This window comes from Planococcus sp. CAU13 (assembly GCF_000775575.1).
Classification (GTDB): Bacteria; Bacillota; Bacilli; order Bacillales_A; family Planococcaceae; genus Planococcus.
Genome location: NZ_JRGN01000218.1, coordinates 1 through 12,685 on the forward strand (window position 1 = coordinate 1; position 12,685 = coordinate 12,685).

The 12,685-nt window shown below is 46.1% G+C and carries 11 protein-coding genes; 8 read left to right on the forward strand and 3 right to left on the reverse strand.

The features are described 5' to 3' along the window. Positions 1 to 145 precede the first annotated feature (145 nt). The 6 genes from KW93_RS09930 (at position 146) to KW93_RS09955 (ending at position 5,059) form a co-directional block, all read left to right on the forward strand. A complete protein-coding gene (locus tag KW93_RS09930) occupies positions 146 to 802 on the forward strand; it encodes a DUF4085 family protein (RefSeq protein WP_033542854.1) in 657 nt (218 codons plus the stop codon). Between the two features lie 298 nt (positions 803 to 1,100). Then, entirely contained in the window at positions 1,101 to 1,877 is a 777-nt protein-coding gene (locus tag KW93_RS16955) for a class I SAM-dependent methyltransferase (protein ID WP_052131551.1), read from the forward strand. A gap of 252 nt (positions 1,878 to 2,129) precedes the next feature. Continuing rightward, positions 2,130 to 2,663 carry a GrpB family protein gene (locus tag KW93_RS09940; RefSeq protein ID WP_033542855.1) on the forward strand — a complete coding sequence of 178 codons (534 nt, stop codon included), beginning with the start codon at positions 2,130 to 2,132 and terminating at the stop codon, positions 2,661 to 2,663. A 265-nt stretch (positions 2,664 to 2,928) separates the two neighbouring features. Continuing rightward, a complete protein-coding gene (locus KW93_RS09945) occupies positions 2,929 to 3,792 on the forward strand; it encodes an aminoglycoside phosphotransferase family protein (protein ID WP_033542856.1) in 864 nt (287 codons plus the stop codon). Positions 3,793 to 3,909: 117 nt separating this feature from the next. After that, positions 3,910 to 4,413 (forward strand): DNA topology modulation protein, encoded by a 504-nt coding sequence (locus tag KW93_RS09950; protein ID WP_033542857.1) that lies wholly within the window; start codon positions 3,910 to 3,912, stop codon positions 4,411 to 4,413. A 31-nt stretch (positions 4,414 to 4,444) separates the two neighbouring features. Beyond that, on the forward strand, positions 4,445 to 5,059 hold the full coding sequence (locus tag KW93_RS09955) for a nucleotidyltransferase domain-containing protein (RefSeq protein ID WP_033542858.1): 615 nt from the start codon (positions 4,445 to 4,447) through the stop codon (positions 5,057 to 5,059). A gap of 368 nt (positions 5,060 to 5,427) precedes the next feature. Here KW93_RS09955 and KW93_RS09965 read toward each other — a convergent pair whose 3' ends face one another. Both KW93_RS09965 and KW93_RS09970 read right to left on the reverse strand, forming a co-directional pair. Beyond that, on the reverse strand, positions 5,428 to 6,066 hold the full coding sequence (locus KW93_RS09965; protein ID WP_052131552.1) for a CPBP family intramembrane glutamic endopeptidase: 639 nt from the start codon (positions 6,064 to 6,066) through the stop codon (positions 5,428 to 5,430). A gap of 5 nt (positions 6,067 to 6,071) precedes the next feature. After that, a complete protein-coding gene (locus KW93_RS09970; protein WP_033542860.1) occupies positions 6,072 to 6,869 on the reverse strand; it encodes an alpha/beta fold hydrolase in 798 nt (265 codons plus the stop codon). Positions 6,870 to 7,206: 337 nt separating this feature from the next. Between KW93_RS09970 and KW93_RS09975 the strand changes: the two genes are divergently transcribed. Beyond that, positions 7,207 to 9,573 carry a M14 family zinc carboxypeptidase gene (locus KW93_RS09975; RefSeq protein WP_033542861.1) on the forward strand — a complete coding sequence of 789 codons (2,367 nt, stop codon included), beginning with the start codon at positions 7,207 to 7,209 and terminating at the stop codon, positions 9,571 to 9,573. 43 nt (positions 9,574 to 9,616) lie between these two features. On the opposite strand, the gene KW93_RS09980 is transcribed toward KW93_RS09975, so the two are convergent. Further along, positions 9,617 to 10,414, reverse strand: coding sequence for a DUF817 domain-containing protein (locus KW93_RS09980; RefSeq protein WP_033542862.1), 798 nt, complete (start codon positions 10,412 to 10,414; stop codon positions 9,617 to 9,619). A gap of 164 nt (positions 10,415 to 10,578) precedes the next feature. On the opposite strand from KW93_RS09980, the gene KW93_RS09985 reads away from it, so the two are divergent. Then, entirely contained in the window at positions 10,579 to 12,645 is a 2,067-nt protein-coding gene (locus KW93_RS09985; protein WP_033542863.1) for a penicillin-binding transpeptidase domain-containing protein, read from the forward strand. Positions 12,646 to 12,685: the final 40 nt, after the last annotated feature.

Genomic DNA, 12,685 nt, shown 5'->3' on the forward strand with positions numbered 1-12,685 from the left:
GGCTTTTATGATCGCCTCACTAAATTTCTTTGAAAACAAAATGGAGACAGTCCATTTCTCAGCTTCCGCATTTCTGAAGATAAAAATTCATTTCTGAAAGAAGAGGGAGTATAATCTTTTTAAAGAAGACTTTAGGGGGAAGACGATGAAATACTTTACGAAAGAATGGTATGACGAAATGCAGGTGTCAGGTTTTCTGGTCTTCCCTGAAACAGAAGAAGAATGGGAAACCCAGCAACAGATGATCCGCGAAGAAGGCATTGATCCGGGCGAAATGCATCGCCGTGATCTGGAGGAAAGGAAAGAAGACCTGCTGAAATTTCTGCCGGCGGATTTTCATCCTTATATCTTTGACGGCACGATCAATTCTGCGTTTCCGACACCGGAACTTCGGGAGATGACGGCGAAGTGGGAGGCGAATCATGAAGCCCGCGTGGATGCGCTGCTCGATGATTACAGCCGCCACTACGAATCGATCAAGGAATTTTTGCCGCCGGGTGCCGTGCAATTGACGGAAAAAAGCCTGCACGACTGCATCGTCAAAAGCGCCGACCGGCCAACTGACGACAGGCTCGTGCTTCTCATCGACTGCCGGAGCGGCTTCCATTATTTCAAGGATATCCAAGTGACATTCACCGGGGTTACAGAAGCCATTATTCCTGAAGATCTGACGAACGCCTGGTGGCTGTACAACGAAATTTACCTGAACGGCGATGGTTTCGAGCTGCATGTGCTGTTCGATACGCCGAAGACGGAAGTGACGATTGTCTGCCGTGATGTGCAAATCGAGGAATTGGAATAAAGGCAGATTTTCTTTTTTTTATGGATCCTGTTATAAAATTCCTCCAATCAATACTTAAGAACCTATAAATTATACAGATTGAAACGGTACAGCTTATATATAAATTTTAGTTTTAACACATATGAGGGCACTGCAAACTGCCGGGATTGTAAATTGTGCGGGTTGCAGTGCCTTTACTTGAAAATTTTTAAGTCGTACACCGGAATTCTAAATCAAATATGCAGTATGCTAAAGTATTTCAAGTGTTACTTCATAACTCAGCAGAAGATGGAATAAACAGTAGAAGAGGATGAGATGGTTGGAAGATAAGAAAATTTTTAATGATATTATTTCTGACTACGAAATAGCCAGACCTGGTTATCCGTTGGATCTGTTTAAAGATATTATGGAATATTCCCTGATCAAAAATGGTTCAGAAATTCTAGAAATAGGTTCTGGTCCAGGACAGGCAACTGATTTTTTTGTAAAGAATCACTATTCAGTGACGGGGCTGGAAATCGGGCCTAAACAAGTTGAGTTTTTATTGGAGAAATATGCTGAGTACCCCAATTTTCGCTCTTTATGTACTTCCTTCGAAGATTTTCAATGTGAGAAAGAGAAATTTGATTTAATTTTTTCGGCGACCGCATTTCATTGGATTAAACCCGAGATTGGTTATCCCAAAGCCTTTCATTTGTTGAAGAAAAATGGAGTAATGGCGGTTTTTTGGCATTTGTCTTCAATAATCGAACCAAAAGATGAGAAGCTGATTCAAATAAGAAATATTCAACGTACACACGCCCCGCAGCTGGATACTTATATTACTGAAGATGAAGCTGAAGCCCTTCATGAGCAAAGGATTTCAGAAATAGGGACCAATAATCTATTTGAAAAACCAGTAGTAAAAACTTATAGATGGAACGATGAATACACCACTGAAAGATATCTGAAGTTAATTAATTCGTACTCAAATTTCCATTCTCTGGATAAAAATAAAAGGCAAGCTATACTGGATGAGGTGGCATCATATATTAACGAAACAGGAGGTACAATAACTGTTCCTCAACAAGTAGGATTATATATGGCGAGAAAGTAATAGTAATTAAATAAGTTAGAACGATTAAATTTAACTTATTTAACTTAGTTTACATATCATCGCCTATCGGAAGGGAAGAAGCCATTAGAGCTTTTTCTCTTTTTTTGTTTGCATCAAATGTACTTTTACGAACGGTGTCTATATCTTTGTTTTATCTTCTTTTCGGCTAATGGGAATTTATTAGTATAATTAATAGAAGAGAAGCAGATGAAAGTAACGAACTTGCAAAATCAATGAATAGTGGTGAATATGATGAATAATAAAATTGTAATAGAAGATTACAATCCAGCCTGGCCTCAAGTATTTAATGAATTGAAGCTGACAATCGAAACGGCAATTCCTGATTTATTTTTATCCATTGAACATGTGGGCAGCACATCCGTCCCTGGACTAAGCGCTAAACCTATTATTGATCTCGACATAGTGATTGAGGATAGTGAGTTATTGCTTCTAGTGTCAAAAAATCTAGAGAAACTGGGATATTATCATGAAGGAAATTTAGGTATAGAAGATAGAGAGGCATTTGCGCGAAGTGATGAATTTGTTCCTTGGATTGAAAATAAAAGAGTTTGGATGGAACATCATTTATATGTTTGTATTAAAGAAAGCGGGGAACTGAAACGGCATCTAGCATTTAGAAATTATCTCCGGGAAAATCCGAAAGCGATTGAAGATTACGGGCTATTAAAAAGAAAGCTGGCAGCGTCTGAAAAAGATAGAATTGCCTATACAGCTGGTAAAGGAGATTTCATTAATTCTATTCTAAGAAGCATTTTAAAAGATTGATGGAAAGTGATTGAGCAGATTACATAGGAAGGAAAGAAGTGATGGATTTAGCTTCTTCCCTTCTTTTTTTGTTTAAGTGTACTTCTGCAAACGGTTTGTGTATCTTTTACAAAAATCAAATTTATTCATTTGTAATTATTCGAAGAAATAGAAAATATGATATATTGGTAAAATGCTGTAAAAATATTTAGCTCGAAGAAGATCCATATTATGCGAAGTATTATCTATAGAAATAGAAGTGTTCCCAGGGAAGGGGGAGGATTTGATGTTAAATGATATTCTCAAACGATTTGGGGTACAAGCCCTGGCAATTAAGGAAGTCGAAGACTCCTTTAGTTCTACAGTATATAAATGTGAATTGTTTAACGGTGAGAATGTCTATGTGAAAATCCCTTATACAAAATTGAAGTTTCAAAGAGAATTGGAAGCTTATGAAATCCTGAGAGGGAAGGTTTCAGTTCCGGAAATGCTGGATTACTGGTCGGGGGATGAGGAATGTCCAGGCGCATTTTTGCTTTCTGAATTAAAAGGAAAACCGTTAACACCGAAAGTGCCACCAGCAGTAGCGTTTCAAGTCGGAGAATTGCATGCTGCAATGCACGATATTCACCCATCTGCTAAGACAGGTCCCACAAGTATACAAAATGAATTTCCCAATTGGTTAAAATTCGTTGAAACCCTATTTAACAGTTTTGCTGAAGATGTAAAAGAGGTTATAGACCCGCATTTATATGATCAAAGCATAGAGAAATTTAACGAAATGAAAAGGCAGCTTCCTTCTCCCGATGGGCCAAGCTTTCTCCATATGGATTTTCGTCCGGCCAACATCATTGTGGATGGAAATAACGTTTCAGGCGTGATCGATTTTGAAAGTGTGCGATACGGTTCAACAGAAGTTGATTTCACTAAACTGTACCGTGATTTTTTATGCTTTGATACGAATTTGTACCAGTCCTATCAAGCTGGCTATAACAGTATCAGGTCTTTGATCGACTTGGAAGCAGTGCTGCCATTTTATCAATTTACAGATGCCTTCAATAGTATCGGGTGGTGCAAGCGGCGCGGTGCTGAAAAAAACGCTTCATTTCTCAACGAGAATTTAACTATCCTGAAAAAAATCTTACGGTAAATCGGCTTTTGAATCATTGGTATCGCTTTCTGCCATTTGACTGCACGCTGATCAAAGCACGTGAATTTTAAAATTGGCAATAATAATAAAAGCCATGCATAAGGATGGGGGTATTCCATGAAAAGGATTGCATTAATCGGTTCGGGAGGTTCGGGGAAGTCGACTCTTGCCCGGAAGTTGGGAACTAAATTGGATGTTGAGGTATATCACCTGGATGCACTTTTATGGAAACCGGACTGGCAGCCCACTTCTAAAGAAGAACAAAGAAAAATTCAGCAGGAAATAGTAAAAAAAGAAGAATGGATTATTGATGGAAACTACAACGGAACCATGGATATACGACTAACTGAAGCAGACACGGTAATATTCCTGGATTTTAATCGTCTGCTTTGCACATATCGGGCTTTAAAAAGGATGATTCAATACCGAAACCGAAAAAGACCGGATATGGCAGAAGGCGTTAAAGAAAGATTTGATTTGAACTTTATGAAATGGATCTGGAACTACCCTAAAGAAATAAGGCCTGTTGTCATGAAGAGACTTGGAAATTTGCCAATAGATAAAACAATCATTATTTTGAAGTCGCCGAAAGAAGCTCAGCGTTTTTTAGAAAGTATTTAAGCATATGTGTTATAGAAGGAAGTGGAAGAGAGTGAGAACTGATTTGAGTAATTGGAATTCACTGACTGTAACAGAAGTGAGCAACATCTTCAGCAGTATCCCGATTTCCTGGGGAATTGCTGGAGGCTGGGCTTTGGATATACACTTGGGCAGAAAAACTCGGAAGCATAGCGATATGGACATTGTGATATTTCGTGAAGATCAGCAAGTCATGTACCGGCACTTGAAAAATGAGTGGACATTATACAAAGCAAAAGATGGGGAATTATCTCCTTGGAAAGAAAAAGAATATCTCGATGCTATCAATGATGTATGGGTTAGCAGAGACATTCATTCTTCATGGGCATTTCAAATTATGTTAATGGATTGCGACCAGGACAATTGGATTTATCGACGTGAAAAGACAATTAAAGTACCGAAAGAAGAATTATTTTATAGCGATGAAAATAATGTGCCTTATTTGAAGCCTGCCATTCAACTTCTATATAAAGGCGGTTCTTCACAAACAAGAGAAAAAGATTTCAGGGACTTCCAGTCTGTTTTGCCTTCATTGTCATTAAAAGAGAAAGAGTGGTTGAAAGAAGCACTGAAAAGGCAGTTTCCTTTAGGACATAACTGGATGAAGAGCTTGAGGGTAGGAGAATGAATTTGCGTATTTTTGAGCTGTCATGGTCTATGCCGTTATTTCTTATTACGATGGTTATTTTTACGATTGGGCTGTATATGTTAGTGAAGAAAGAAACTGTAAGGCGGTTCATACCAGCCATAGTGATTATATACGGCCTTATTTTTTGCTGGCTGCAGATATATGTGCTGGGGAAAGGATATTCAGGAATTCCTTTCGTACTGATTTCGTGGTTATTGCTGATATTGTTATTGGCAGCAACAATATGGATAGTTATTTCAAAGTATCAGAAAACTTAATTGCCATAAGAGATGCTTTGATTCAATAACGTCTTAAAAGTAAAAGGCGTGGAGACAAATATCTCCACGCCTTTATTGTGGCTAAGTAAATCACCGCACCATAAACCAATACACGCAGACAATGCCCAGATCTCCGAGCGCATGTCCAATGATCGTCGCCGTAATCGAACCGGTCCGCTCACGCACATACCCCCAGAACAGTCCGGCAATCAAAACAGGAATAACAGCGACCAGCGTATACGCCACTTCAAACAACTGCATGACCGTCAGCACATGGTACAGCGTGTAAAACGCGGCGGTTACCGTGATGGCTTTGGCTGCGCTGCCTGTCCGGCGGATCTTCTCAAACATATATCCCCGCCAGTATACTTCCTCCAGTACCGGATTCAATAAAAGCAGAACGAGCACAAGCCCAATCTCAGCCGGACCGATAAACCCCCATGCAACGAGCAGCGCATGCAAGGCTTCTACATCCAATAAAAATTCGTGAAGCCAGATCATGCTCCCGAAGATGAAGATGAAAAAGACGACACCGCTGACGATTCCGAGAACGAGACCTTGCTTTGAGAGCTTCATACGCTCTATCGGAAATGCTTTGCCAAGGAGCGGCACACCGAGCAGCCAGCCGTAAAACAGCAGGAACGTCACGGGAACACTTTTGAACAGATAAAGGCCAATATACATCATGATGGTTGGACCGATGAGCAATAGGATCATTTTCAGTTTCATTGTCTTCACTCCATTACTTCGGCATAATAACGGGCGGCAATGGGCTGCAGAAAGCGGTCGACCGCAGCATTGAATTGCCTGAACGAGCGCGGTGGCACCTGGTGGTCACCGCCTTCGATGAAAACGACTCGCGTCTGCGGCGCAGCTTTCAAAAACGGAATGCGGTAATGGTGCATCGGTTTTTCAAGTGTGCCGTAAACGAGGAGGATCGGCATTTTCAGCCGGTAGAGTGAATAAGTGGAGACATAATCCAGGCCGTTTCGGCAGAATTCATATGCTCGCTGCGGATCTGTCTTGCGCGCAAGCTGATAGATTTTCGTTTCGTCTTCCTTATAGTATTTATTCAGCTTCGCCTGCAATTTTGAGGCAACGGGGACCATCCTGAATTTCGACAGATACATGACTGTCTTGACGAAAAACTTCGGCGAGAAATTATTCAGCTCCGAATAGCCGCCGGACATGATGATGGCAATCGTCCGCTCCGGATATTTCAGCGCAAATTCCTGGGCGACCAGGCCGCCGTGTGAGTAACCGCACAGAACGGCTTTTTCGACGCCGATCCGGTCCAGCAATTTTTTGAGATGGTCCGCCAGCAAGTCGATCGTCAGCGGAACTTCGCCATTAGTGCTGTTGCCATGTCCGGCCATATCGAAAAAAATGGTCTGGTAGCGGTCAGCCAGCGCTTCCTGGTGCATAAATACATTATGCGCCATGACGAACGGATGGATGAAGACGATGGGCAGGCCACCACCTTTCTTATGATAATAAAGCGTCAGTGTATCATCGATTTTGGCATAGGGCATTCGGAATTCACTCCTAAAGGGTAGGTGCATATTTAAGTGGAATACCCTGTGGGCGGGAGGGGTGAAACGTGAGAGTTATGGAATGCGTGAGATAAAAATGTAAAAGAGGAAAGAAAACAACTAATTGATATCTGTTCCTCTTCCCGATGCCTGGAATAAGAAAAAAGATGCGCTTGCATAAATGTGTGTATAAAAATACGCGGCAAAAAATCTCTATTATCCTATTATTACGCTGAATAATAGAACTATTGTATGATGGATAGATGTATAAAATATGTATATTATTAGTTTTAGTTAATAATTATGCAAAAATTACTCAATCGGAGGAGAGTGGAATATGAAAAAGTCAGTCAGTGTTTTATTGGCGGCGAGCCTGTTGACATCTGCGCCGTGGTCGTCGGTTGTGGCGGAATCGCCGAAAGTTACATACGTGAACGCGCTTGAAGAGCAGGACGGCAGCAAATTCAATGCCGAGAATTATGATTTCATGAAGTTTTCGGCAATCGGTCCGAAGCTTGAGGAAATTGCAAAATCATCGAACCGTGTGAAAGTGGAAGTGACCGGCACCTCGTCTGACGGCCATCCGCTTTATGTCGTGACTATTGCGGACCCGCAATCGCAGGGCAAATTCGGCAAAATCCAGGCATTGCGCAAGCAGATGTTCAAAAATCCGACGAAAGCACAGGACTGGGTAGCGGAGAATCCGGATTTCAAAGTGCCGATCATGATCAACGGCTCGATCCACGGCACGGAGTTTGTCGGCAGTGACGCCACCATGCAGCTGATCGAGCGATTCGCGACTCAGAACGATGAAACGACAAAAGAGATACTGGCAAATAATGTCCTGATTTTCAACGTCGTGGCGAATCCGGATGGCCGGGTTGACGCAACGCGCTTCAACGGCGAAGGCATCGATTTGAACCGTGACTTCGTGACGCAGTCGCAGCCAGAAACGCAGCAGACCGTAGACCTGATCACCGAATGGAATCCGATGGTGTTCCTGGATACCCACGGCTATGTGAAAAATTATGCGCCGAACAAACAGGGGCTGATCGAGCCGTGTACGCCACCGCATAATCCGAACTATGAATATGATTTATTCAATAAATGGGCTTATGGGCAGGCAGAAGCGATGGAAGCCGAAATCATGGCCAATAAAAACGGATACGAAGGTGCGCTTTATCAGAACATGACAGGCACCTATATGCCGCAGCGCGACGACGCGGCCGGCTGGGACGATTACCCGCCGATCTTCACCCCGATGTATGCGATGTACCACGGAGCATACGGCCACACGCTGGAAGCTCCGACCAACGATGAAGACGGCGTGAAATGGATGTACGATGCGGTCATGGGCGCATTGAAATATGCGACTGAAAATAAACAGGAAATGATTTCGGATCAAATGGAAGTGTTCGAACGCGGCATTAATTTCGACCACCCGACGCACGCCGAAGGGTTCTTCCCGAAGGCTTACGTACTGCCGGTTGATGGACAGGATCCGACAGTCACTGAAAAAGCGGTCAACCATCTGGTCAAAAATGACATCGACGTCGTCCGCGCTTCGAAAGCATTCACCGTTGAAGGCGTGACGTATGCGAAAGGTTCGTATATCGTCCACATGGACCAGGCGAAAGCCGGTCTTGCCAACACGTTCCTTTGGGACGGGGAAGACATCACGGATGACACACCTTCCATGTACGACATTTCCGCCTGGAGCCTGCCGGAACTTTGGGGCTTTGAAGCAGATCCGGTGACTTCATCGATAAATGTTGCAGCTGCGAAAGTGAACGAAGTGAAGAACCAGGGTGCCGTTTCCGGCAAAGGGCCGTTCGTTATCCCGAATTCTTCTGTGCAGGCAGTTGAACTCGTCAACACGCTGCTTGCTTCAGGGATCCAAGTGAAACGCAGTGCGGAAGGTGACTTTTACACGGAAGCTCCTGCCAATAAAATCTCGGCAGCCGTAAAAGCATCCGGCCTGCAGATCAAATCGGCTAAGATTCCGGCTAATGCTGAAGCCATTTCTTCCATTAAAGTCGCATTGCTCGAAGACGGCGGCATGAACAAGCAGCAGACCCACGCCGGCATGAACCTGGCGCTTGAACGCCTCGGATTCGATGTGACGGAAGTGACACCGGTTGAAGTGGCGGAAGCCGGTCTTAACGGATTTGACGCTTTCATCTACAACGGTACGGAAAGCCTGATTGCGACGCGTCTGAGTGCTGCCAACCAGGAATTCGGTTTCCAGAACCCGGCACAATTTGATGCGTTCAAAGCGAATGTAGCAAGTTTCGTCGCTGACGGCGGCAAATACATCGCTGCCGGCGCAGGCGCCTCGCGTGCAACGAAAACACTCGGCTTGACGGACGCGACAGTCAATGCCGGCGGAGCGAACAGCAACGGCATCGTAACGGTCGATTACGGTGACAGCAGCTTGACAGCGGGTTACGGCCAGGACGACATCGGTTTCGTTTACCGTCCGGCCTGGTTCACGAATGTCGGAGGGGCTGAAGTCCACGCATCTTACGATGACGGTGATTTCTTCATCGCCGGCCACTGGAAAAACAATCAGGCGGCAGCCGGCCAGCCAGTGCTGATCCGCGAAAACGATAAGGACGTAACTTTGATTGGACTGGAGCCGGCATTCCGTGACCACACGGATTATCTGTTCCGTCTGGTATCCAATGCATTGTTCACAAAATAAAGACGAAAAACAGGAGCTGCGGACAAATCCGCAGCTCCTGTTTTCAATGACTTTTCAAAATTTCTGCGTCCACGGCCTGCTCCCTTTCCCGCAAACCGCTCTTCACCCGCTTAAGCTGCGCCACGATGATAATGCTGATGATGACAAGCAGCGCCCACGAACTGATCTTGCCGATGTGGACGATTGTCCAGGCGGCCTGCTGGTCGGGGTATTGCCAGGCGCCAAGGAACGTCGTGATGTTTTCGGCGATCCAGATGAAAAAGCCGATCAGTACGAATGCCATTAAGAGCGGCATCCGGAACACACGGTCAAGCAGCCGGAACGACACGAACGTCTTGAAGAACACGACAACAAGCAGCGCTTTCAGCACCCAGCGCACATCATACGAAAAATGATGCGTGAAAAAGTTCAGGTAGATGAGCGTGCTGATGCCGGCGGCGTAGACTGCTTTTGGCCAGTGGATCATCTGCAGGTCGAGCCGCCGCCACGACTGGATGATATAGCTCGCGACACTCGCGTACATGAAACCGCTGTAGAGCGGCACGCCCAACACTTTGCTGAAGGCGTCTTCCGGATACGCCCACGAACCCATATGCACCTTGAAGATTTCGAGTGCCAGGCCGATCAGGTGGAAAACGCAGATGGTCTTCAGTTCATCTTTCGTCTCCAGACCCGACGCCAGCATGAAAATCTGCCCAAGGATGCAGACAAGCAAAAGGAAATCATAGCGCGGCAGGAACGGGATTTCGACGTATTTGGAGATCGCCAGTGCGCCGAAAATGATCAGCGGGAAGATGCAGGCAAGCGCTTGCTGCCACGTGAAATGGATGAGGTATTTCATGGTCCGGCACCTCCGTTTTTATTTCGGATAAAATCTCTTAACTCATCAGGACGAACCGTTTCAGCTGCAGGTTTCACATATAAATTAAAGGGATATCAGAAAATACAGAGAACTTAATAATTAGACGATTTGTTGCTCGAGCCGAATCGAATGGAGGGAAAAGGATGGACAAAAGGCTTCCTGGAATTTTTACATTCATATTTTTGATCATTCTCCTTGCAGGCTGTCAGGACGGACCGGAACAAGAGACGGCGCCGGAAGAAGCCAAAGCAGATGAAGTGTCGGAAGCGGAAACGCGGGCACAGCAATACATCGAGTTATGGAACAACCAGGAATTTTCGAAAATGTACGGTTCATTTCTGAACCAGGGCTCGAAGGATCTGTACGGATCGCTCAATTACGTGACGTGGCAGGAAGAAATATACGATCAGCTTGGTGTCAGTGACATCAACGTAACCTATGCGCCGACTGAAGAAGGGGCGGACTATCCGAAAGACGCGCCTGCGGATTTCGCCATTCATGTCGAGATGGAAACGCTGGCCGGGCCGATTGAATTTGAAGGGACGCTGACGCTGCTGCACGAAACGCATGAGGAAATGGAAGATTGGTTCGTCGAATGGAATCCGGGCTTCATCCTGCCGCGGCTTGAACTCGGCGATGAAGTCGAAGTGCGCATGACTGAGGCGAAACGCGGCGAGCTCGTCGACCGCAACGACAAGCCGATCGCCGTCAACAGTGAAGCGATGATGATCGGCGTCGTGCCGCAGAATTTCAATACGCCGGAGCAGAAACAAAAACTGGCGCGGGCTCTCGAAATCGATGTGGCAGAAATTGACGCGGCCGTGGGTAAAAGCTGGGTGCAGCCACATTATTTCGTGCCGATCAAACAAGTGCCGGCAAGTGATCAATTGACGCTTGACCGGGTGTTCGCGATTCCGGGCACCAAGCAGGAGAAATCGGATTTCCGTGAATATCCATACGGCGAAGCGCTGGCGCATCTGGTCGGCTATATTGGCCCGATAACAGCGGAGCAGCTGACGGAATTGGAGGATAAAGGCTACGGGCCGAATGATCTGATCGGCCGGCAGGGGCTGGAGCGGGCATTCGAAGAACAGCTCCGAGGCAAGCCGGGTGTGCGCGTCATCGCCCATAAACCCGGAGGCGCCGAACCCGTGACCCTTTTTGAAAACGATGCGGGTGAAGGCAACGTCATCAAATTGACGATTGACGCGGAACTGCAGAAATCGATATTCGAATCGATGGGCGGTGAACCCGGTGCGAGTGCAGCGGTGGATCCGGAAACCGGTGAAACGCTGGCGCTCGTCAGCTCGCCTTCCTATAATCCGAACGAATTTGTGAAAGGCATCACGGGTTCCCGTTACGATGAACTGGCGAATGCCGCGGGCAATCCACTGTTCAACCGTTTTGCGGCTTCCTATTCGCCCGGCTCCGCAATAAAACCGGTGACCGCGGCAATCGGACTCCAAAGCGGAGCGATTGATCCGGAAGAAGGCGTGACGATCGAAGGGAAACGCTGGCAGCTGAATGGCTCGTGGGGCGGCTTCCATATCACGCGTCTTCATGATGACGTCGAAAACCCGATAGATCTGCATAAGGCACTCGTTTACTCCGACAATATTTATTTTGCGCAAAAAGGGCTGGAAATCGGGCGTGAAGATCTGATTTCGGGTTATGCGGATTTCGGATTTACAGACGCTATCCCGTTTGTTTTGAATCTGCAGCCTTCGCAGGTGACCAATGAAGGGACGCTCGGTTCCGACGGCCAGACAGCGGATACCGCGTACGGCCAGGGGCAGATGCTCGTCAATATTCTGCATCTCGCCAAGATGTACGAGCCGTTCCTGAACGGCGGCACGATGTACGAGGCCTCGCTTTTAATGGATGAAAACGAGCCGGCCGTCTGGAAAGAAGGCGTTGTGAGCGATGAGCATGCGGAGCTGCTGAGGACGGCGATGCGCGGAGCCGTGACAGACGGCTATGCGAAATCCGCCAACATCGGCGAAGTGGCGGTAGCGGGCAAGACCGGCACCGCGGAACTTAAGATGCGTACAGGTGAAGCCGGCAAAGAGAACGGCTATTTCGTAGGCTACGACTCGGAAGATCCGGGTGTCATCATCGCCATGATGATCGAAGGGATTGAAGATGAGGGGAATGGCAGTGATTATGTGGCCGGGAAAGTTGCGGGTGTGTTGAAGAAGCATAAGGAATAGACTAAGAACCGCCTGCCGTTTTAGCGGAGGCGGTTCTTTA

What these genes read in the sequence shown, in the direction of transcription:
- KW93_RS09930 (WP_033542854.1), top strand. Translation starts at nt 146, where the DNA reads ATGAAATACTTTACGAAAGAATGGTATGACGAAATGCAGGTGTCAGGT.
- KW93_RS09940 (WP_033542855.1), top strand. Translation starts at nt 2,130, where the DNA reads ATGAATAATAAAATTGTAATAGAAGATTACAATCCAGCCTGGCCTCAA.
- KW93_RS09945 (WP_033542856.1), top strand. Translation starts at nt 2,929, where the DNA reads ATGTTAAATGATATTCTCAAACGATTTGGGGTACAAGCCCTGGCAATT.
- KW93_RS09950 (WP_033542857.1), top strand. Translation starts at nt 3,910, where the DNA reads ATGAAAAGGATTGCATTAATCGGTTCGGGAGGTTCGGGGAAGTCGACT.
- KW93_RS09965 (WP_052131552.1), bottom strand. Translation starts at nt 6,066, where the DNA reads ATGAAACTGAAAATGATCCTATTGCTCATCGGTCCAACCATCATGATG.
- KW93_RS09970 (WP_033542860.1), bottom strand. Translation starts at nt 6,869, where the DNA reads ATGCCCTATGCCAAAATCGATGATACACTGACGCTTTATTATCATAAG.
- KW93_RS09975 (WP_033542861.1), top strand. Translation starts at nt 7,207, where the DNA reads ATGAAAAAGTCAGTCAGTGTTTTATTGGCGGCGAGCCTGTTGACATCT.
- KW93_RS09980 (WP_033542862.1), bottom strand. Translation starts at nt 10,414, where the DNA reads ATGAAATACCTCATCCATTTCACGTGGCAGCAAGCGCTTGCCTGCATC.
- KW93_RS09985 (WP_033542863.1), top strand. Translation starts at nt 10,579, where the DNA reads ATGGACAAAAGGCTTCCTGGAATTTTTACATTCATATTTTTGATCATT.